At 74.1% G+C, this 20,542-nt stretch carries 16 protein-coding genes; 2 read left to right on the top strand and 14 right to left on the bottom strand.

Annotation, left to right across the window (positions count from 1 at the left end; genetic code table 11):
- The first annotated feature begins 85 nt into the window (after positions 1-85).
- On the top strand, positions 86-595 hold the full coding sequence (locus tag ACWF41_RS13860; protein WP_380315070.1) for a DoxX family protein: 510 nt from the start codon (positions 86-88) through the stop codon (positions 593-595).
- 271 nt (positions 596-866) lie between these two features.
- Here the strand turns inward: ACWF41_RS13860 and ACWF41_RS13855 are convergent, their stop codons facing one another.
- The 4 genes from ACWF41_RS13855 to ACWF41_RS13840 form a co-directional block, all read right to left on the bottom strand.
- The gene (locus tag ACWF41_RS13855) at positions 867-1,841 is read right to left on the bottom strand and encodes a hypothetical protein (protein WP_380315073.1); all 975 of its coding nucleotides are present in this window, start codon (positions 1,839-1,841) and stop codon (positions 867-869) included.
- Entirely contained in the window at positions 1,838-2,824 is a 987-nt protein-coding gene (locus ACWF41_RS13850) for a hypothetical protein (RefSeq protein ID WP_380315076.1), read from the bottom strand. Before ACWF41_RS13850 ends, ACWF41_RS13855 begins: the two co-directional genes overlap by 4 nt.
- Before the next feature lie 178 nt (positions 2,825-3,002).
- Positions 3,003-3,797 carry a helix-turn-helix transcriptional regulator gene (locus ACWF41_RS13845; RefSeq protein WP_380315079.1) on the bottom strand — a complete coding sequence of 265 codons (795 nt, stop codon included), beginning with the start codon at positions 3,795-3,797 and terminating at the stop codon, positions 3,003-3,005.
- Positions 3,798-3,915: 118 nt separating this feature from the next.
- On the bottom strand, positions 3,916-7,677 hold the full coding sequence (locus ACWF41_RS13840) for a S8 family peptidase (protein ID WP_380346804.1): 3,762 nt from the start codon (positions 7,675-7,677) through the stop codon (positions 3,916-3,918).
- Between the two features lie 223 nt (positions 7,678-7,900).
- Between ACWF41_RS13840 and ACWF41_RS13835 the strand changes: the two genes are divergently transcribed.
- Positions 7,901-10,441, top strand: a complete 2,541-nt coding sequence (locus ACWF41_RS13835; RefSeq protein WP_380316240.1) for a polysaccharide lyase family 8 super-sandwich domain-containing protein — start codon at positions 7,901-7,903, stop codon at positions 10,439-10,441.
- Between the two features lie 122 nt (positions 10,442-10,563).
- Here the strand turns inward: ACWF41_RS13835 and ACWF41_RS13830 are convergent, their stop codons facing one another.
- The 10 genes from ACWF41_RS13830 to ACWF41_RS13785 all read right to left on the bottom strand — a co-directional run bounded on the left by ACWF41_RS13830 (position 10,564) and on the right by ACWF41_RS13785 (position 20,443).
- Positions 10,564-11,466 (bottom strand): alcohol dehydrogenase catalytic domain-containing protein, encoded by a 903-nt coding sequence (locus ACWF41_RS13830; RefSeq protein ID WP_380316237.1) that lies wholly within the window; start codon positions 11,464-11,466, stop codon positions 10,564-10,566.
- 1 nt (position 11,467) lies between these two features.
- On the bottom strand, positions 11,468-12,367 hold the full coding sequence (locus ACWF41_RS13825; RefSeq protein WP_380316232.1) for a BadF/BadG/BcrA/BcrD ATPase family protein: 900 nt from the start codon (positions 12,365-12,367) through the stop codon (positions 11,468-11,470).
- A complete protein-coding gene (locus tag ACWF41_RS13820) occupies positions 12,364-13,413 on the bottom strand; it encodes an SIS domain-containing protein (RefSeq protein WP_380316229.1) in 1,050 nt (349 codons plus the stop codon). The genes ACWF41_RS13825 and ACWF41_RS13820 overlap by 4 nt, the downstream gene beginning before the upstream one ends.
- A gap of 120 nt (positions 13,414-13,533) precedes the next feature.
- Positions 13,534-14,277 carry a GntR family transcriptional regulator gene (locus tag ACWF41_RS13815; RefSeq protein WP_380316226.1) on the bottom strand — a complete coding sequence of 248 codons (744 nt, stop codon included), beginning with the start codon at positions 14,275-14,277 and terminating at the stop codon, positions 13,534-13,536.
- Between the two features lie 53 nt (positions 14,278-14,330).
- Positions 14,331-15,323 carry an NAD-dependent epimerase/dehydratase family protein gene (locus tag ACWF41_RS13810; protein WP_380316223.1) on the bottom strand — a complete coding sequence of 331 codons (993 nt, stop codon included), beginning with the start codon at positions 15,321-15,323 and terminating at the stop codon, positions 14,331-14,333.
- Entirely contained in the window at positions 15,320-16,105 is a 786-nt protein-coding gene (locus ACWF41_RS13805) for a sugar phosphate isomerase/epimerase family protein (protein ID WP_380316220.1), read from the bottom strand. The genes ACWF41_RS13810 and ACWF41_RS13805 overlap by 4 nt, the downstream gene beginning before the upstream one ends.
- Complete coding sequence (locus ACWF41_RS13800) at positions 16,102-16,845, bottom strand: ThuA domain-containing protein (RefSeq protein WP_380346802.1); 744 nt, start codon at positions 16,843-16,845, stop codon at positions 16,102-16,104. The genes ACWF41_RS13805 and ACWF41_RS13800 overlap by 4 nt, the downstream gene beginning before the upstream one ends.
- A gap of 18 nt (positions 16,846-16,863) precedes the next feature.
- Positions 16,864-18,498: a type 2 periplasmic-binding domain-containing protein gene (locus ACWF41_RS13795; RefSeq protein ID WP_380316214.1), complete on the bottom strand. Its 1,635-nt coding sequence runs from the start codon at positions 18,496-18,498 to the stop codon at positions 16,864-16,866.
- Positions 18,499-18,527: 29 nt separating this feature from the next.
- Positions 18,528-19,478 (bottom strand): carbohydrate ABC transporter permease, encoded by a 951-nt coding sequence (locus ACWF41_RS13790; RefSeq protein ID WP_380316211.1) that lies wholly within the window; start codon positions 19,476-19,478, stop codon positions 18,528-18,530.
- Positions 19,475-20,443: an ABC transporter permease gene (locus ACWF41_RS13785; protein WP_380316208.1), complete on the bottom strand. Its 969-nt coding sequence runs from the start codon at positions 20,441-20,443 to the stop codon at positions 19,475-19,477. The genes ACWF41_RS13790 and ACWF41_RS13785 overlap by 4 nt, the downstream gene beginning before the upstream one ends.
- Between the last annotated feature and the right edge of the window lie 99 nt (positions 20,444-20,542).

Here is a 20,542-nt window from a genome sequence, read left to right as displayed (position 1 = left end):
GTGCCACGGGTTGTCACGCACCGTGCCCGCCGCCCGTCCCCTCCCCGCACGGCCGGCGACCCGCCGGCCCGACGGAAGGACCACCATGCTCCCCATCGCCCTGGGCGCCGCACAGACCGTGCTCGCCCTGCTCTTCCTGTTCGCCGGCCTGCCCAAGGTGCTCGGCAGGGGCCTCGACCGCTGGACCGGCTTCGACGCCCTGCCGCGCCCCCTCACCGTCCTGATCGGGGTCGCCGAGATCGCGGGAGCGCTCGCGCTGGCCCTGCCGCCGCTGCTGGGTCGCCTCGAGTGGGTCACGCCGCTGGCCGCCGTCGGCCTCGCCGTCGTCACGCTCATGGCCGCGGGCTTCCACCTGCGCGCCGCCGAGTGGCTCCGCGCCACCGAGACCGCGCTGTGGGCGCTGCTGTGCGGCGCCGTCGCCGTCGGGCGGTGGGACGCGCTGGTCACCGGACCGGACCTGGCGCCGGACCTGGGCACGGGGCTCCTCGCTCCCGCGATCTGGCTGCCCCTGGTCGCCCTGGCGGTCAACCTCGCCGCCATCCTCCGCGCGACCCCCCGACCCGTCGACCGCAGGCGACGGGCGAGGCGGACCTGAGCACGGTCGCCGTGACGTCGGCGACACCCCTGCTCGGGAAGGCGCTGCGCCCGGGCGCGGTGCTCGACCAGCGGGCGACCGGGCCGACGGCGAGCTGGGTGCCGCGATGGGCGCCGCGCTCCGGCACGACGCGACCGTGCTCGGGGAGCTGCGCGCCCTGGGAGGCGCCGTGTCCGACGTCCCGGCCGACGCCACCGCGTGGGCCGGTCGCCACCAGGAGGCGTTCGCGGCCGCCCCGGGCAGCCGCGCAGAGCGCGCGACGGACGCAGGCTCATCCGTCGCCCGCGGTCGGGTAGAACTGCAGCCGGACGTCGGCGTCCGCCGGGACGACCATCACGGCCGACGTGTCCGGGTCCCAGCCCGCACCGTCGGGGACGAGGAACATCCGGCCGCCGCTCTCGTCCAGGAGCCGCAGGCCCGTGTAGCGGTAGTGGAACCGTTGGGCGTCGCACAGCTCGTCGGCGGTCGGGAAGGACCCCTCCGGCACCGAACGGCTCACCTCCACGCGGCAGGGCAGCGCCTCCACGGCGATGCCGGGATAGTCCGCGAGCAGGAGGTCCTTCGTGTCGAGGACGACGGCCGGGAGCCGCCCGGTCCGCCCCGCCTGCGCCTCGGCCTGCCCGCGCCCGTAGGCCGCGGCGAAGCTGTTCGCCGCCCAGAACAGCGCCACCACGACGAACCCGGCGACGAGGTAGGCCGACGCCACCATCGCGACCGGCCGCGGCGCCGCGCGGGAGCGCCGCCTCGCCCGGTCGAGCACGGAGACGCCGTAGGCGATCGCTGCGCTGCCGAACCCCAGGCAGATCGGGGTGGTGGCGATCGCCTCCGTGGCCGCCAGGTCGGGGGTCAGGACGCCGCGCACCCCGCGCACGAGGGCGGCGGCCCCCACCGCGACCAGGACGGACGCCGCCACGACGACGGCCGTGCGGAACCTCGCGTCGCCGACCAGTGCACCGGCCCACGTGTGGAACCACAGGGCGGCGATCGCCAGGACGATCAGCACCAGGAGGGGGACGTAGACGACGGCGACGCTCCGCAGCAGCACCTCCTGGTAGGAGAAGCCCAGTGTGCTCAGGCGGAGACCGAAGTAGCCGAGCTGGGCCGTCAGGGAGACGTAGCCGAAGTAGAACAGCAGCGCCGCGATCACGGTCGTCGGCGCCAGCACGCTGGTCAGGAGGCGGAACCGTCGCTCCCCGACCGGCTCGGACGCCGTCCGCGGTTGCCCCGCCACCCGCTTGCCGCTCACGGCACGCCGCCCTCACCACCGTCGGGCGCGGGGCCGGTCTCCCCGGTCGGCGTCCCGCCCTCGGCCGGGCCGCTCACCTCGTCCGTCGGCTCCGTCGGCTGCGTGGGCTCCGTCGGCTGCGTGGGCTCCGTCGGCTGCGTGGGCTCAGTGGGTTCCGTCGGCTGCGTGGGCTCCGTCGGTTCGGTGGGGCCCGTCGGTTCCGTCGTGCTCGTGCCGCCGCACCCGTCCGACGGCGGCGAGCCCTGGACCTGGCCCGTCGCGCCGCAGAAGCGGTAGCGGACCTGCCGGGTCCAGTCCACGCGCACGGGTGCGGCACGTGTCGGCACCTCGGCGACGACGTCCGGGTCGTCGCAGGGCGGGGCGGCCGTGTCCGTGCACGTGATCCGGACGCGGAAGGTCTGCACCATGCGCGGGTAGTCCTGCGTCGTGTCGGCGCCGGCCGCGATCCTGCGGAAGGCCCCGCACGCCGTATTCGCGGGGAGCGTCGTGCCCGCCACGCACGGCCCCGCGGGCACCGCGCCGGACGACAGCGCGACGCAGTCCCCCTCGTACACCTCCAGGGGGTACTCCGTGGCCGCCGAGACGATCGTCACGTCGTACGCCGTCGAGAACGTGAAGCCGCCGCACCCTGCGGGACGCGGCTGGTAGAGGTTCTCGAAGTACTCCCCGTAGTCCGCGGTCACGGTCGGCCCGGCCACCTCGATCGACTGCGCACCGCCGGAGCCCGTCCCCGTGGCCGGCTTCCGGCCACCGCCGGTGCTCGTCGACCCGCCGTCCGTGGGCACGGACCCACGACGCCGGTCGGGCGAGCCTCCGTCCCCGCCGTCCTGCCGCGTCGTCGCGCCGGCCGACGTCCGGTCCGACGGCGTCCCCTGGGCGCCGCCCGACGGCGGCCCCGAGGCGCACGCGCCGAGCAGCGCGGCCAGGGCGAGCACCACGGGCCCAGCGGACCGGATCGTCGCGACACGAACGGCGCGAAGCATGGCTGCCTCCTCGGCGAGGACCCCGTGCGGGGGGTCATACCGGAAGAGAGCCCACGTCGGCGGGCGGTGATACCGCCCGATCTGCGTCCCGACCTGCAACGACACGGGTTCGCACCGACGCCGGGGCAACAGTCTGCCCGGGCCCCGTCCCGGGACGGGACCGGACCGGGCGCGTGGCTCAGACCCAGAAGTTGCGGATCGCGTACCACCCGAGCTGGATCCGGGAGGTCACGCCGGCCGCGTCCATGAGCGCGCGCACCCGCCGCTGCACCGTCCGTGGCGACGTGCCGACCTGGTTCGCGGTGGCGGCGTCGGTCAGGCCGGACAGCATCAGCTGGAGGATCCGCCGGTCCAGCGGGCTCAGGTCGCCCTCCTCGCGCAGGTAGGGCCGCGAACGCCGCCAGGTCGTCTCGAACAGCTCGCACGCCAGCTGCACGAGCGGCGGCCTCAGGAGCAGCGAGCGGTCCTGGCTGACCTGGATCATCGCCGTCTCCTCATCGGCGATCGCGAGCTTGACGAGGGGCTGGTCGACCACCCGCACCTGGTGTCCCGCCGCCAGTCTGGCGTCCAGGGCGACGATGGCCGCCGGCTCGGTGAGGAACGCGCTGTCGACCAGCACGCGGTACCTGATGCCGACCCGCTCGGTCGCGTCGTCCGCGCTCCCGAACGGACGGGTCGTCACCGGCGCGACCGTGTTCGCCCCGCTCTGGAACGCCCACACCGTCCGGCGTGCGCCGACCTCGAGCTCGTGCACGCGGCGGCCCTGCTCCTCGCGACCGTCGACAACCTCGACCAGCTCCGGTCCGTCCGGCCCCCCGTCGACGCCGCCGCGCCGGAGGAGCCCGCTCACCGTCGCGTCGGCGCGGCGGAGGTCTTCCCGCAGCCGCCGCAGCGTCGCCGCGGTCCCGCCGCCGGCGGGTCGATCGTCCGCGACGTCGTCCCGCGACCGCGCGGGCTCACCATGGATGACCATGGCGCACAGTGTCGCCCACGGCGACACCCTGGCACGACGCCCGGGCACACCGGTCGAGCTCGCCGCCGACCCCTGTCGATGCAGGACCGGCGGCGAGCTCGACCGTCGAGGACCGCGATCAGCGCACGCCGTACGCCCGGATCACCGTCTGCTCGACGGAGCTGCCGTCGGCGTCCGCGGCGGCGATGCGCAGCGAGACGTACCCTGCCTGCGGCGCGGCCGGCGTCGTCACCGTGAACTTGCCGGCGCCGTCGGCCGCGACGACCGCCTGCTCCCACGTCTCGCCGTCGTCGGTGGAGACCTCCGCGGTGAGCTCGGACGCCGTGGGCGACCCGGGCATCCCCGGCTCGGCCGTCCGCACGGAGAACGTGAAGGGCTCGCCGGCCGGCGCCCGGTTCTCCAGGTCCAGCGGCAGGTCGTAGTAGAGCTGGACCAGCGGGATCGGCGCGGTGCCCGACTCGGGCTTCGCCGACGTGAACGTCCACTCCGACCGGGTCCGGGTGGACATCGGCGCCCAGTCCGCCGTCCGCGTGCCGTCCATGACCAGCCGGTACTCGGTGGGCTCGGCGTACGGCGCGGGCCAGGAGCCGATGGCGGTGGTGCGCTTGAGGATCAGCTGGTCGCGGGCGAAGAGCTGGGTGCTGAACTTGTCCGTCTGGTACCAGTACTGGCCCTCGTGCTCGTTGCCGCCGTCCACCCACGGGACGATGCCGAAGTTCATCTGGGTGGCGCTGCGCGTGGGGTTCAGGTCGGGCCGGCCCACGGGGATGGCGGGTCGCAGCGGCGAGCGGTGCCACGACTCCTCGAGGACGTCCCCGGCACGGAACGCGGTGCGCGGGTCCTTCATCACGCTGCCGTAGCTGTCGTCGGAGTAGGCGAACCGTTCCCACTCGACGCCCGTGGTCGAGAGCCACTCGGTGCGGTGCGCCGGCGAGGGCGCGAGCCGCGGCGTCGACCAGGACGTGGCCAGGGTCGCGCCCGTGGGGTAGGCCCAGCGCAGGTCCTTGCCGTAGGGCGCGGGGCTCGGGTTGTGGTAGTCCGCCTCGATCCGGGCGGTGGTGGTCCCGTCGACGGTGAACGACGTGTCCTCCGGGATCTGCCCGTTCCACGGGAGGTACAGGTCGTAGACGTCCTTGCTGCGTGCGACCCCCACGACCTTCAGCCGCAGGTCCCCGGCGTCCGCCTGCCGGGCGAGCGCCGCCCCGGGGCCGGCGTCGAGGGTCATCGCCGGGATCGTGGTCGCCGCCGAGGTCAGGAACCGGCCGGGCTCGGTGGCGTAGACCAGCGCAGCCGCCGCACCGGCCTCGGCCACGGCGGCCACCTGGTCGGCGAGGTCGCTGCCCGCGTCGGCGCGGATCAGGGCCAGCCTGCCGCTGAGGTCGGTGCCTGCGAGGTCGGCCTCGGACGCGCCGCCGACCGGGGCCACCTTGAGCACGCTGGTGCCGTCGAGCTTCGGAGAGCCGACGACGTACTCGGGCGTGGTGACTGCAGCTCCCGTCCTGGGCTCGGTGACCCTGAGCTCGGGGGCGTACATCTGCCACTGCGTGAAGACGCGGAACGGCGACCCCGTCACCTGGTCGGTCGGTACCGCGTAGACGTGGTCGACGTACTGGTCCAGGAAGGCGACCTGCGACAGCCGCTTCGGCCCGGAGCCGCGCTCGTAGCCGAGGATCAGGCCGCGGTGCTCGGCGGGCTTCGGCGTGTCGACGGTGACCTCCTCGGCCTGGGTGCCGTCGAGGGTGATCTCCGTGCTGTGCGCCAGAGTGAGCTCGGGCATCGGCGCGAGCGTGAAGTCCACGACCTGCGTGCCGGGCTCGTCGAGGCTCGCGAGGTAGCCCATCACGCTGTAGGTGCCGGGCTTCACGCTGAAGTACGCCTCGCCCCTCGAGTTGAACGGGTGGGTCTGCGTCGCGCCGGTCTCGAGGTTGTAGAGGCTGACGTCGCTGTTGCGGTACGCCGGCTGCCCGGCGTGGTTGATCCCGTGCACCGTGATCTCGACGACCTGGTCCCCCTTGACAATGCCGAACCCGGTGTGCACCGGGGCCGAGCCGTCCCGCGGCGTCGCGGTCAGGTCACCGGTGATCCGGCCGGTCGGCCCCTGCGCGGGGTCGGCGGTCAGCCGGACGTCGGCGGTGCCGTGCGCGGGGACCGTCACGGTGTCGCTCGACGTGGTGACCATGGCGGCGGGCAGCGCCTCGCCGAGCGTGCTGAGCCCGCGCACCGCGAGGTCGAGGGTCAGCGGGGCGTCGCCGTCGTTGGTGTAGGTCACGGTGCGGGCGACGGGGTCGGTCGCGTCGCCGTACCTGAAGAGGCCGTAGCTCACCGAGCCGGTCGCCGTGAGCGTCTGGGTCACCGCGCGGCCGACGTCCACCCGGCCGGCGCCCTGGTCGAAGCCACCGCCGGCGGGCGCCGTCTTCGACGTGCTCATCAGGGCGTCCTTGAGCCGGGCGGGCGACCAGTCCGGGTGCTGCTGGACGAGGATCGCCGCGGCTCCGGACACGTGCGGCGCCGCCATCGAGGTGCCGCTGAGCGCGGTGTAGTGGGCGTCGACGACGGTGCCGCGGGACGTCCCGGCAGCGCGCGCTGCGACGATGTCGACCCCGGGGGCGGAGACGTCCGGCTTGAGGGTGCCGTTCGCCGTCGGGCCGCGGCTGGAGAAGGACGCGATCCTGTCGCCGCGGTCGACCGCCGCGACCGAGAGCGCCGAGCGGGCCGTCGAGGGGCTCGACGCGGTGCCCGGGGTCGGGCCGTCGTTGCCGGCGGCGACCACGAAGAGGGCGCCGGTCTCCTGGGTGAGGCGGTCGACCGCGAGACTCGCCGGGTCGTCGCCGTCGCTCGGGCCGCTGCCCAGGCTCATGCTCACGATGTCGGCACCGGTGTGCGCGGCCCACTCCATGCCGTCGATGACGGCCGAGGTGCTGCCCCTGCCGGTGGCGTCGAGCACCTTGCCGATGACCAGCTCGGCGCCCGGGGCCACGCCCCTGTACGTGCCGCCCGAGGCGGCCCCCGTGCCCGCGATGGTGCTGGCGACGTGCGTGCCGTGGCCGTTGGTGTCGGTGATCGACTCCTCGGCGGTGAAGTTGCGGGAGTCGATCACCTTGCCGGCGAGGTCCGGGTGGGTGAGGTCGATGCCGCTGTCGAGGACCGCCACCTCGGTGCCGGTGCCGTCGAGCCCGGCCTCCCACGCGGTCGGGGCGCCGATCTGGGCGGTGCTGCGGTCCAGCGTCGCCTCGACCTGGGCGTCCAGCCACACCTGGGAGACGCCGTCGGTCAGCGCGGGCCGCCGCTCGCCCGTTCCCTGGCGCACCAGGTCACGCCAGAACCGCTTCGCCAGCTTCTTCGACTCGCGCACGCCGACCGCGTCGATGCTGGTCAGGCTACGGGTCTGCGAGGAGCCGTCGGGGACGTCGGCGCGTGCCAGCCGCGCCTTCCCGTCGTACCCGAGGATCAGGGGCAGCTGCGCCGTGCTCGCGTCGTCGTAGCCCTGCTCGACGAGGCTCGTGACGTTGAAGAGCTCCTGGTCGACGGCCCCGCTGTTCACGAGGTCCCGCGCCTGCTCCGGGATGACGAACAGCCCCTCCTCCGTCTCGGTGACGAAGGCGTTGTGCCGGACCTGCCCGCGCTCGTCGGGGAGCAGCGCCGCGCCGCGACGTCCGTCGGGCCACTCCTGCAGCAGCACCACGTCGCCGGTGACCAGCGTGACCCGGTGCTCGACGGGCGCGGCATCCCCCGCGGCCGCGGCCTCGGCATCCGCCGCGGCGGGCGGGGACGCCGTGGTGGCGAGCGGGGCCTGGAGCGCGGCGAGGGCGAGCGCCCCCGCGACGACGGACGCGATCGTCGGGCCGGTTCTGGGGGTGGTGCGTCGTGATCCACGGGTCACCGCAGGCCTCCTGGGCAGTCGGGCGAGAGTTGCCTCGGAGCCTGTCGGAGCCGGTTGGCGACGGCAAGGATCTCGGCTGGCGACTGTGCGACAGCTCGCGGCTGTCATGAACTCGCCACGTCGGGGGGAAACCATTGCCCCGGTCGGCACGACCTTGGTTGGATGTTGCCATCCGCGGACGTCACCGTCCGCCGGAAGTCGCCGTCGGACAAGGGAGTTCGCCATGCCGCAGCCGTCCCGCCGTCAGGTCCTCGCCGCAGTGCCCGCAGGCGCGTTCCTCGCGATCGCGGCGCCGCTGCGCGCCCGCGCGGACTCGCCGTCCGACCATGCGCGGCTGCTGGCGAACGCGCGCGGCATCTTTGCGGGGACGGCGGCGTCGAACGCGCGGCCCGAGGCCGCGCCGCGGCTGAGGGCGATCCACGCGGCGGCGCGCGCGAACCTCGCCGCCCTGGACGCCGCGGGCTCCGGCGAGCTGTTCAAGGGCGTCCCGCTCGGCACCAGCGACCCGAACCTCAGCACCTCGTTCCTCAGGCTGTACGAGATCGCGCTGGCCACCTGCACGCCGGGCTTCGCGTCCGCCCTCGTGGGGGACGTCGCCGTCCAGCGTCGGGTGCTCGACGGGCTCGACTGGCTCCACGCCCACTACTACGGCGACCAGGCCGCGGGGTACTACGGCAACTGGTTCACCTGGGAGATCGGCATCCCCGCGAGCGTCAGCAAGACGTTCGCGCTGCTCGCCGACCTCGTCGCGGCGGAGCGCCCCGCCCTCCTGCCCACGTACGTCGCGTCGATGGACGCGTACCTGCGCAACGGCAAGGACGGCGACGTCGACCTCGACTCCCGCTTCCACACCGGCGCCAACCTCGCCGACATCACGACCAACCGCGTGCTGCAGGGCGCGCTCACCGGCGACGACGCCCGCGTGGCCAAGGCGATCGCCGACCAGTCCACCGTGTTCGCGACCATCGACCCGTACGCCATCCAGCACGGCAACACCGACGGCTACTACGCCGACGGCTCGTTCATCCAGCACGACTCGGTCGCCTACACGGGCTCGTACGGGCGCACGCTGCTGACGCGCGTCGTGCAGACGATCAAGCTGCTCGACGGCACGGCCGCGGCCCCCGGCACGGAGCTGGCGGACGTCGTGCACGGCTGGGTCCGCGACGGCTTCGCGCCCGTCATCGTCGACGGCTGGATGATGGAGATCGTCAAGGGCCGTTCGGTGTCACGCACCGGCACCGGGTACGCGGACACCGCGACCGTGCTCGAGGCCGCCGTCGACCTCACCGACTACGCGAGCGGGGCCAACGCGGCCGCCCTCGGCGGGTACGTGCGCCACCTGGCGACGGTGTCGCCCACGCCGCCCGACCCGTCGCGGTTCGTCTCCCCCGTGAGCGCCGTGCGGTACGCCGACCTCGTCGCGGACGCCGGCGCGCCCGCCGCGGACCTCAACCCGCCCGAGCGGTCGGTCGCCCTCAACGCGATGGACCGCACCGTGCACCGCCGCCCCGGGTACACGTTCGCGCTGGCGCGTAGCTCGGAGCGGATCAGCAAGTACGAGTACATGAGCGGCGAGAACCTGATGCCGTGGTTCCAGGGTGACGGCGCCTTCCACCTCTACCTCGCCGGGCAGGACCACACGCAGGCGTTCGGCGTCGACTTCTACACCACCGTCTCCCCGTACCGGCTGCCCGGCACCACCGTGCCCGTCGAGGAGCGGCGCACCGTCCCCGACCTCTACGGGCAGGCCTGGTACGAGAACCCCGGCCACCCGCTCGGCTTCACCTCGTCGTCGGAGTCGCAGAACACGTACGTCTACTTCCCGCGCGCCACGAACGCCTTCTCCGGCGGCGCGACGCTCGGCCCGTTCGGCGCGGCGGGCATGGTCCTGTCCGACGACGTCCCCTACGTCGACGCGCAGGCCGGCGTCCTGCCCGACGACTTCGTCGTCTACGCGAACGCCCGCGCGACCAAGTCGTGGTTCCTCCTCGACGACGAGGTCGTCGTCCTCGCCGCCGGCATCCACGACGAGCACGGCCGCGACGTCGTCACGACGCTCGACTCCCGCATCGCCGCGCCGGGCGACGGCGTCGTCGTCACGGGCCGCCGCGCCGACGGGACAGCGTGGGTGGGGGGCGACGGCGCCGCGTCGCTCGCGTGGCTGCGGTGGGCCAACCCGGGGCAGGGCGTGGCCGTCGGGTACGCGCTGCTCGACGCCGGGCCCGTCACCGTGACCCTGGAGGACGTGACGCGCAGCCGCCGCTCGATCCGGACGTCGAACCCCGACACGGCGGTCACCAAGCGCGTGTTCACGGCCGCCGTCGAGCACGGGAACAGCCCCGCCGCCCTCGCGTACGCGATCGTGCCGGGCGCGACCGAGGAGCGCCTCGCTGCGTTCGGCGCCGGCGGGCCGGTCGTCGTGCTCGCCAACGACGAGCGCGTGCAGGCCGTGCGCCACGCGGGCCTCGGGCTCGTCGCCGCGACCGTGTTCTCCGGCCGCGCCCACGTGCGGAACCTGACGGTCGACGGCCCTGCGTCCGTGCTCGTGCGCGAGGGCGACGACGGCCGCACCTCCGTCGCGCTCTCCGACCCGACGATGACGCGCGACGCCGTGACCCTGACCGTCCGCGGCCGGCACCTCGACGTCGAGGCCGCGGACGACGGCGTCCACGTGCGTCGCGTGCCCGGCGGCACCGAGGTCCGCGCCACCACCCGGCACGCCTACGGCGCGAGCCTCACCGCGGTGCTGCGGCGGCGCTGACGTCACCCGCCGGACACAGGTCGACCGCGAGCGCCACGCCGGGGAGACTCTCACCCATGCCCGACGACGAGACCTCTGGGCGACGGCGCTCGGCTGACGTCGTCGCCGCCGGGCAGGGGGCGTCAGGGCTCGAGGACGGCCTTGACGAAGCCCGGCGGCCGCTCGCGCAGAAGGGCATAGGCCTCGTCGACCGCGCCGAGGCCGAGCCGGTGGGTGACCAGCGCCTCGAGGTCGACGTCTCCGCGGGCGGCCAGCTCCAGCCCGAGGGCCATGGCCTCGCGGGACGCGGGGCGGTCGGGCGTGAAGCCGCCCAGCACGTCGATCCCGCGGTACCACCAGTCGAGGTCGAGCCGGCGCTCCCCCGTCGCGTGGTACCCGCCCACGACGAGCCGCCCCATCGGCCGGGTCAGGCGCCCGGCCAGCTCCAGACCGCCCGCCGACCCGGTGAACTCGAGGACGACGGCGCACCGCGGCCGCGCCGACCCGCGGCGGTCGACGCGGTCGCCCACCAGCGCCGCCACCCGGGCGACCCGCCCGGCGTCGCGGTCGTGCAGCTCGACGGACCCGGCGCCCAGCGCCACCGCGACCTGCGCCGCGATCGCCCCCATGCTGCCCAGCCCCACGACGGCCACCGGCTCGCCCGGGGCGATCCGCGCTCGACGGACCGCGCCGACCACGCAGGCCAGCGGCTCCCCCAGCCCCGCCCACAGCGGGACCCGGTCGGGCAGGGGAAGCACGTCGTCCTGCGCCGCGACGAGGTGCGTGGCGTGCGAGGGGGACCCGAAGCCCGTGACCCGGTCCCCGACGGCCAGGGTCGTGACGGCGTCGCCCAGGGCGGCGACCACCCCGCTGAACTCGTGCCCGTGGCGCACGGGCACGTCGCCGGGCGTCTCCCAGAGGGCGACGTCCGACGCGCACACCCCCGACGCGGCGACCTCGACGAGCACCTCGCCGGGGCCGGGCTCGGGCGTCGGCGCCTCCACCACCGCGGCGTGGCGGCTCCCCCGGATCTCGACGACCCGCATGTCAGCCCACCTCTCCGTCGTGCCGTCGCGCGAGCCGCAGCGCGCCCCGCACCGGCGGTTCGGCCAGGACGCCGACCGCCAGGTCGGGCCGGCGAGCACGCACCAGCTCCCCGACGCGCCGCGCGTACCCCGCCTGCGCGGCGACGACGCCCCCGGCCAGGACCACGTGCCCTCCGGCCGCGCCGCGGTCCACGACGTCGCACGCCATGGCGGCGAGGGCGGCCGCGCCGGACTCGACCACCGCGGCGGCCGCGGCGGACCCCGCCTCGCGCGCGGCGAAGACGGCCGGCGCGTGCCGCCCCCAGGTCTCCACCCCGCCGTCCCAGCTGAGCGCGGACGCCAACGCGTCCAGGTCGGCGGCGCCCACGGAGTCGAGCAGCGCCCGGGCGAGCGTCGGGTCCGCGGCCCCGCGGTCGGCGCCGAGCAGCACGGCCCGCGCCGCCTCACGGACCAGCGCGGAGCCCGAGCCGTCGTCGTGGAGCACCCAGCCCCAGCCGCCGGCGCGCACGAGGCTCCCCGCGGCGTCGCGGCCCACGGCCACGGCGCCGGTCCCGGCGATCACGCCGACGCCGCGCTCGTGCCCGGCCGCGGGGACGACGAGCTCGGCGTCGTTCACCACGCGCACCCTCGCCCCGGGGAGCCTGCGCCGCAGCTCCGCGGCCACGGCGACGCAGTGCTCGTCCGACTCGGCACCGTGCGCCCCCACCGCCACCGACGCTCCCGGCGGGACGACGCCGCCGGGCGCCGCCGCCCGCACGACGCCGACGAGCCACGCCACCGAACCGGGAAGGTCCCGCAACCGCCACCCGTCGCTCGCCACGGTCGTGACCGTCGCGGGCGCCCCTGCGGCCTCGACGGCGACGCTGGTCTTGGTGCCGCCGACGTCGACCCCGACGATCACGGGAGGTCCACGACGGAGCTGAGCGGGGGCACGCTGACGCCGATCTTCGTGTCGACGTTGTCGAAGACGAAGGACTCGATGTCGAGGTTCTTGCGGCCGGCCACCGCCGCCGCCACGGCCTGCGCGAACGCGGCTTCGGCGACGGCACGCTGCGCCGCCGGCAGCGGGGGCAGCGAGACGTGCTCGACGCCGTCGGCCACCTCGCCGGCGGCGTCGGAGGCGAGGATCGTCAGGTGGCCCGCCGCCGCGAGGGACGCGGCCACCGAGACCTCGCGCCCCTGGCCGAACAGCACGTGGGCAGTGTCCCCGGCGGACTCCATCGCGCCGTGGAGGTAGTTCCTGGTCTCGTTCGCCGACGAGGGCACCCGGCCCACCTCGCGCAGCAGCAGGGCGAGGACCTCGGCGGCGGCGACCGAGGCGCCGGACCCGACGGCGTCGACGCCCGCGACCCGGGACAGCCTGCCGGCGAGGCCCTCGGCCGCCCGGCCCAGGTCGTCCTGGAGCCCGGGCAGGACCGCGAAGAGCTCCTGCCAGGCGTGGTCCTCGCGCGGTCCCCCGGTGATCGCCCCCGCCATGAGGTCGAGGGCGAGCACGGTGCCGGTGTAGCCGATCGTCGAGGCGAACGAGTCCGGGCGGCCGCCGAGGCCGACCATCACGTCGGCGTGCCGCTCGAGCGGCGACCCGGTGGCGTTGGCGAGGCCGACCGTGACGACCGACTCCTGCTCGCGCGCCGCGGCCAGCACGTCGACGGTCTCCGGGCTCCTGCCGGACTGCGAGATCCCGACGACCACGGCGCCGGCCGGCCACCGCGCCCCCGCCGGCCGCTCGCTGCTCAGGTGGCGGGAGGCGCTGAGGCCCGCGGCCTGCAGCCCGGGGAGCACCGCGGCCGCGGCGGCATAGCTCGCCCCCATGCCCACGAGGGCCACGTGGCGCGGCGGCGCGAAGCGCCCGAGCCCGCTCAGCTGCTCCAGCACGGTCGCGTGGATCGATCGCAGCGCGTCCGGCTGGACTCGCTGCGCCTCGACGAAGGGGATCCGGGTCGCCACGTACTTGCTCCTCACCTCATGCCACAGCCCCGGAGACCCGTGGGCGCCAGACCAATATACCCCAGAATGTCTCTGGTGGTATCTCTTGGTCTACCGCGTGGTCTCCGGGGCTGCCGGGAGTCAGGAGCGGGTGAACGTGGTCTGGAGCCGGTACCGGTCTCCCCGGTAGCTGATCGTCGTGAGCATGATCGGCCGACGACGGGCGTCGGTGAGGATCTGCCGCATGCGCAGCACGGGCTGGCCCGGCTCGAGCCCGAGCGGCCCGCCCTCCTCCTCGGTCGCGGCCCCCGCCTCGATCAGCGAGACGGCGTGCACCGGGCTGGCGCCGCGCTCGGTGAGCTCCTCGAACAGCGACGCCGACCCGAAGTCGACGAGCTCGATGCCCGGCGCCGCCGACGCGACGATCCGCGAGTCGTCGATCCCGATCGCCACGGTGTCCATGAGGCGCAGGCGCCGCAGGTGGAAGCACGGCGTCCCGGGGGCCACGCCGAGCTCGTCCGCGAGGTCGAGCGAGAACTCGCCCATCGCGGCGGCCAGCACCTCCGAGCGCGACGGGAGGCCCTTGCGCGCGGCGGTCTCCGAGAACGACTCCAACGAGTTCGGCCACGGGGTGCTGCGCGCCGCCTCCCCGTCGTCCGCGCTGACGAACCACCCACGACCACGGGACGCCTGGAGCACGCCGTCGTCGGTGAGCGTCTGCAGCGCCTTGCGCAGCGTCACCCGGCTCACGCCGAGCGTCTCGCAGAGCACGCGCTCCGCGGGCAGCCTGCTCCCCGGCGGGTGCAGCCCCGCGCGGATCTGGTCCGCGATCGTGTCCGCCGTGCGTCTCCACAGCGGGAGCAGCTCGTTCTGGTCCTCGCTCATCGTCAACGTTCCCCGCCGATCATGGTGGCCGAAGGCGCCAGTCTCCCAGATCCTCACGGTCGGGTCCTCCCGGCGCACAGGCGGTCCAGCGCCTCCTCGAGGGACGTCTCCGCAGGTCGCCGGCCCGGGCGGGCGTCGAGCCGGCGCACCGTCTCGGCGAGGCCCTCGGCGAGCCCGACCTGCGGGCGCCACCCCGGGTTCACGGCCAGCAGCCGGGACAGGTCGTAGACCACCGAGTGCCCGAAGTCCTCCGCGCAGACCAGACCCATCCAGTCGATCTCCGCGGCGATGTCCTCGCTCGACCGGTGCACGAGCCACGGGTCGGGCACGCCGGCGGCGGCCGCCGTGAGCCGATGGATCTCGTCCCACGACACCGGGTCGGGCGCGGTGACCTGGAACGTCCGCCCGAACGCCGCGGGGTCGCCCAGCAGCGGCAGCACCCCGGTGGCGAAGTCGCGCGCGTGGAGCAGGTTCCACAGCGACGTCCCGTCGCCGTGCACCACGACCGGCGCGCCGCGGCGGAACCTCTCGACGGCGGTCCAGCCGAGCAGGAGCGGGAGCGTGAGCTCGTCGTACACGTGGGCCGCCCGCACCACGGTCGCCGCGCACGGCGCGCCGGGCTCGAGCCGCCACAGCTCGTCCTCGACGTCGATCTTCCCCGCCGGGTAGTCGAACCGCGGGCTGGACCGCGGGAAGTGCTCCGCGATCGGCAGCGTGCGGGCCGGGCGCTCGTACACCGAGCACGTCGACATCATCACGAGCTGGTCGCAGACCGCGCCGAGGGCGTCGACCTCGCGCCGCACGTCCTCGGCCGAGTAGGCCACGAAGCTCACCGCGACGTCGAAGCGGCGCCCCGCCAGCGCGGACCGCGTGGCCTCGGGGTCGTGGACGTCGGCGACGACGTGCTCGACACCCTCGGGCAGGGGCCGCCCGGACCGCCCGCGGGTCAGCGCGACGACCTCGAGCCCACGCTTCACGGCCTCCCGGGCCACCGCACCGCTGATCACGCCGGTGCCGCCGACGAGGAGGAGCGACGCCGCGCTCATGCGGCGCGCCCCTCGACGACGAGCCCCGTCGCGAGCAGGTTCGCCCGGCTGGTGCTCAGGGCGTCCGTCATCGGCCCCTGGACGCGGTCGAGCTCCACGACCGCCCAGCGCAGGTCCGGGAGGGACTCGAGCGTGTCCAGCACCCCCGGACTCTCGGCCGTGACCGGCGTCATGACGTCCGCCATCCCCGTCGCCGGTCCGTCCTTGAGGTGGACGAGCCTGACCTCGCGCCGGGCCGCCACCGCAGCGGCCGCCGCGGTGGCGGCGTCGGCCCCGACGACGCGCGGCCAGTACACGTCGAGCTCCAGCACGACGCGGGGGTCGAGCTCGCGCTGGAGCAGCTCGTACGACCGGAGGGGCCCGTCGGGGCCGGGGTGCGTGTGCTCGAACTCGGCGAAGTGGTTGTGGTACGCGACCTGCATGCCGAATCCCGCCGCCCGCTCCGCGCCGACGTTGACCCGCTCGACGCCGCGCGCCAACGCCTCGGCCGACGCGAGCTCGTGCGGCTCGAGGCTCCACGCGATCGTGTCGACCCCGAGGGCCGCGTAGGTGGCCAGCTCGGAGTCGGACTCCGGGCCGGCGGGGAACGGGACGTGGGCCGCGCAGACCGTGAGGCCCCGCTCGGCGAGCATCGCCCCGGCGGCGCGCACCCCCACGGCCCCGAACCCCATCGTCTCGACCGCCGTGAACCCGGCGTCGACGACCAGGTCGAGGGCCGCGGGCAGGTCCGCGCGCACCAGGGCGTCCACGCTCCACAGGTGCACCGCGAGCGCCGCGGTCACGACGCGCCGCCCGAGCCCGGTGCGACGACGTGGCGGCCGTTCCCGAGCGGGAAGCGGGTGCTCCACGTGCGGGTCTCCGCGGCAGGGTCGGCGCCGCCGGCCCAGACCACCGCCTGCCGGAGCAGCTGCCGGAACCAGGGGTTGAACCAGGCCCGGCCGTCGTGGCCGAGGGTCGTGCACACGACGCGCCCCTCGCCCTCGGTCCGCGTGACCAGGGCCGGCACCCACCGGCCGTCGGTGAGCCGGTGCTCGGCGACGACGTCGGCGTCCGCGGCGACGGTGGTCACGTAGTACTCGTCCTCCACCTCGAAGTCGTCCAGGGCCGTCGTGATCGGGTGCTCCCCCACCCGGACCGCGATGCGCCCCTCGGACAGCCCCGACGGGTCGTGGCTCGCGTAGCGGCAGCCGATCAGGCGCGACCACGCGTCCTGCTCGCCGTCGAGCACGACGCTGCTGGCGTGCACGGCCACGAGGCCCCGCCCCGAGGCGACCAGGTCGCGCAGCGCGTCCTGCTCGTCGGCGGGCAGGTCGCTGCCGGCGGTGTAGACCACGAAGACGTCCGTCTCGGCGGTCACGGGCATCGGGTCGACGAACCGGCGCAGGCCGACCGCGACCTGCACCGGGAGGCCGCCCTCCGCGACGATGTCGCGGAGGGCGCCGGCGGCGGCGTACAGGTCGTGGTGGGTGTCGGTCCCGGCCACGATCACGGTGACGTTCACCGCGGAACTGCTGACTCGCACGTGCTCCTCGTTCCTCGATCAGTCCACGGAGGCGGACTCGGCCAGCTCGCGGGCGATGGCGTCGCCGCCGCCGGACTTCCAGGCGGCGATGGCGTCCACCAGCTCGCTCGACGACGACCGCCCGACGAAGACGTTGGTGATCGCGTCGTCGACCTTCTGCTGCAGGGACTTGCCCTTGGTGTCGTCGGTCTTGGAGTACAGCCCGCGCGACGGGTCGTCGACGAGGAGGTCCACGACCTTGGTCTGCCACTCGTGGATCGCCTTGTCGACGCCGGGCGCGCCCTGCGGGTTGCACAGGATCTGCGGCGCGCCCGCGATGTACGCGAAGCCGAGGTCCTGCTCGCGCTGGCCCCGCTCGGTGAGGACGGCGACGCCGTCCTTGACGACGTAGTCGTTGTCCTTGCCCTCGACGCCGTACGACTGGATGAACGACTCCTTGGTGCCGAACGGGGCCGCGAGCCAGTCCATCGTCCGCAGGAACATCTCGACGCGCTCCGGGGAGGCCGACTTCTTGATCATCGTCACCGCGTAGGCGCCGGGGCCGTTCCACACCGCCGCCGTGCCGCCGTCGGCGCCGAAGGCCCCCGGCATGCCGAAGACGAGCGCGTTGTCGTCGGCGATGATGCCGAACGCGCGGTTGCCGTCGTAGGTCATCGCGATCTTCGACGAGCGGAACATCGAGTCCCGCTGCGTCTTCTCCAGGGTCGCGGAGTCGGGGTGGAAGTACCCCGCCTTGTACATCTCGGCGGCCTTCTCCACCGCCGTCACGAAGTTCTCGTGCTCGTAGAACGAGGTGAAGCTGCCGTCGGAGTTCTTGACCCACTTGTTGGGCACGCCGTAGGCCTGCAGGAGGTAGTCGGTGATCGGGCCGCCGAACGCGTACACGCCCGCCTTGGCGTCGGTGACCGCCGCGGCCGCCGCGACGAACTCCTCGATGGACCCGGGCTCCTCGGACACCCCGGCCTTCTCGAAGAGGTCGGTCTTGGTGTACATCTGCCCGCCGAAGACCGGGTCGGACTTCGGGACGCCGTAGATCCGCCCGTTGAAGTACCCGTTGCGCCACGCCGACTTCTGGATGCCCGCGAGGTTGGGGTACTTGAGGACCGCGTCGCCGGACAGGTGGTCCGACAGGTCGGTGAACTCCGCGTCGACGAGCGCGGGCAGGCGCGAGACCTTCTGCCACACGGGGATCGACACGATCTCGGGCAGGTCGTCGCCCGCGACGAGCGCGGGGAACTTGGTGCCGAAGTCGGCGAACGGCACCTGGAGCGGCTTGAGCTTCAGGTCGAGCTCGGAGTTCAGCAGCTGCCAGTAGACGTTCTCGTCGAGCGCCGGGGCGGGCTGGCCGTAGGTCATGACCAGGTACTCGAACTCGCTGCCGTCGCCCACCGTGCCCTGCACGGAGACGGGGCCGTCGAGCGGGAACGCCTCGTAGACGTCCATGACGCCGGACTCCGTGCCCGGCAGCACGGGGGTCGGCTTGACCGGCGCCTTGTACGTCGGCCAGGCCGCGGCGCCGCCCGACCCCGGGGCCGCGGCCGTGGGGGCCTTGCTCGAGCAGGCCGCGAGGGTGCCGCCGAGGCCGATGGCGGCGCCGGCCACGAGGGCGCCGCGCAGCACCGCGCGACGGGACGGGTAGAAGGATGCGGACATGAGTGACCTCATTTCGGTTCGGCTCTCGATCAGCCCTTGATCGAGCCGGTGAGCATGCCCTTCGACATGTGTCGGAGGAGGAACGGGTAGGCGAGCAGGATGGGGACGATCGCGATCACGACCAGCGCCATCTGGACCGCCTGCTGGGGCGGGGGCACCGTGCCGGGGATCTGCGCGGCCGCGGAGGTGTCGTTCTGCAGGACGAACGACCGCATGAGGAGCTGCAGCGGCCACATCGACGAGTCGTTGAGGTAGAGCAGCGGGCCGAAGTAGTTGTTCCAGTAGCCGACGGCGATGAAGAGGCCGACGACGGCGATCGACGCCCGCGACAGCGGCAGCGCCAGGTGCCAGAACGTGCGCCACTCGCTCGCGCCGTCGATCCGCGCGGCGTCGAAGATCTCCTGGGGGATCCCCTGGATGAAGCCGCGGATGATGATCACGTTGAAGGCGCTCACGGCGACGGGGATGATCAGCGCCCAGTAGGTGTTGAGCATCCCGAGGCTCTTGACCATCAGGTAGACGGGGATCATGCCGGGCGCGAACAGCAGCGTGACCAGGAAGTACGTGACGAGCCCGCGGTTGAACAGGGTCCCCCGGCGGCTGAGCGCGTACGCCGCGAGGGTGGTGCAGGCGAGGCTGAACGCCGTCCCGACGGCCGTCACGCCGATGCTGACGACGATCGACCGCGTGACCCCTCCCCCGTTGAAGATCTGCACGTAGGCGTCGATGGTCGGCTTGGCCACCCACACCACGTAGCCGCCGTTCGCGTCGATCTCCGCCTGGGTCGCGAGCGACGTCGACACGACGACGGCGAACGGGAAGATCACGAGGAGGCAGATCAGGGCGAGGGCGACGCCCCGCACGGCCGTGGTCAGGGGCCGGGGCCGGCCCTGCCACGCCGGCCGCAGGCTGTCCTTGCGGCGGCGGACGGGCGGGGCGGGAGCGGCCTGCGGCCGCGGGCTGTCGGTCAGGACGCTCATCGCTGGTAGATCCCTTCCTCGCCGAGGCGGTGGGCGAGATGGTTCGCGCCGAGCACGAGCACCAGGCTGACGACGCCCTTGAGCAGGCCGGCGGCTGTCGCCGTGCCCCAGTTCCCGTCGACCATCCCGTTGAAGTAGACGTAGGTGTCCAGCACCTCCGCGGCCTGCGCGCCGACGGCGTCGCGCTGCAGCAGGATCTGCTCGAAGCCGACGGAGAGCGCGTCCCCGAGCCGCAGAATCAGCATCAGCACGATGATCGGGCGCATCCCGGGGAGGGTGATGTGCCAGAACCGGCGGCCGGACCCGGCGCCGTCGATGGTCGCCGCCTCGTACTGGCTGATGTCGATCGCCGCGATCGCGGCGAGGAAGACGATCGTCCCCCAGCCCGCGTCCTTCCAGATCGACTGCGCCGTGAGCAGCAGCTTGAAGGCGGCCGGGTTGGTCATGACGTCCAGGGCGCTCATCCCGTGCTGGGCGAGAAGCCGGCTCAGCACCCCGGCCCCGCCCAGCAGCTGCTGGAAGAGGGCCACGATGATCACCCAGGACAGGAAGTGCGGCAGGTAGATCACCGACTGCACGAACTTGCGCAGGGTGGGGCGCAGCACGGAGCTGAGGAAGACGGCGAGCACGATCGGCACGGGGAAGAACAGGAGGAGCTGCACCGCCGTGATCGCGAGCGTGTTGGTCAGCGCGTGCCAGAACGCGTCGTCCGCGAAGAGGGTGGTGAAGTTGTCCATGCCCACCCAGGTGGACCCGCCGAGGCCGAGGAACGGCACGTAGTCCATGAAGGCGATGACGTTCCCGGCGAGCGGGATGTAGACGAACAGGGCGACGACGATCGCGCCGGGCGCCACCATGAGGAGCACCGGGTAGTCGTTGCGGAGCCGGACGAGGAACGGCACCCGCCGGCGTCCGACCGCGCTCGCGCCTCCGTCGCGCGCCTCGGGCGCGGCTCTCGTGATCACTTCAGCCAACGTGTTGCCACCTCGTCCATGAAGGGCGCGGACCGGACCATTCCGACGCGCAAACCAGTACCTACCACTTGATACCACGGCTGGTACCAC

The organism is Isoptericola sp. NPDC055063, assembly GCF_053608125.1.
Note: the sequence above shows the minus strand (reverse complement) of the source record. Positions and strands in the feature narration are given on the sequence as shown.

Excerpts from the sequence above, each read along its gene's own strand:
- ACWF41_RS13845 (WP_380315079.1), bottom strand. The coding sequence starts at position 3,797 with ATGGTCATCCATGGTGAGCCCGCGCGGTCGCGGGACGACGTCGCGGAC.
- ACWF41_RS13830 (WP_380316237.1), bottom strand. The coding sequence starts at position 11,466 with ATGCGGGTCGTCGAGATCCGGGGGAGCCGCCACGCCGCGGTGGTGGAG.
- ACWF41_RS13815 (WP_380316226.1), bottom strand. The coding sequence starts at position 14,277 with ATGAGCGAGGACCAGAACGAGCTGCTCCCGCTGTGGAGACGCACGGCG.
- ACWF41_RS13850 (WP_380315076.1), bottom strand. The coding sequence starts at position 2,824 with ATGCTTCGCGCCGTTCGTGTCGCGACGATCCGGTCCGCTGGGCCCGTG.
- ACWF41_RS13795 (WP_380316214.1), bottom strand. The coding sequence starts at position 18,498 with ATGTCCGCATCCTTCTACCCGTCCCGTCGCGCGGTGCTGCGCGGCGCC.
- ACWF41_RS13810 (WP_380316223.1), bottom strand. The coding sequence starts at position 15,323 with ATGAGCGCGGCGTCGCTCCTCCTCGTCGGCGGCACCGGCGTGATCAGC.
- ACWF41_RS13790 (WP_380316211.1), bottom strand. The coding sequence starts at position 19,478 with ATGAGCGTCCTGACCGACAGCCCGCGGCCGCAGGCCGCTCCCGCCCCG.
- ACWF41_RS13860 (WP_380315070.1), top strand. The coding sequence starts at position 86 with ATGCTCCCCATCGCCCTGGGCGCCGCACAGACCGTGCTCGCCCTGCTC.
- ACWF41_RS13835 (WP_380316240.1), top strand. The coding sequence starts at position 7,901 with ATGCCGCAGCCGTCCCGCCGTCAGGTCCTCGCCGCAGTGCCCGCAGGC.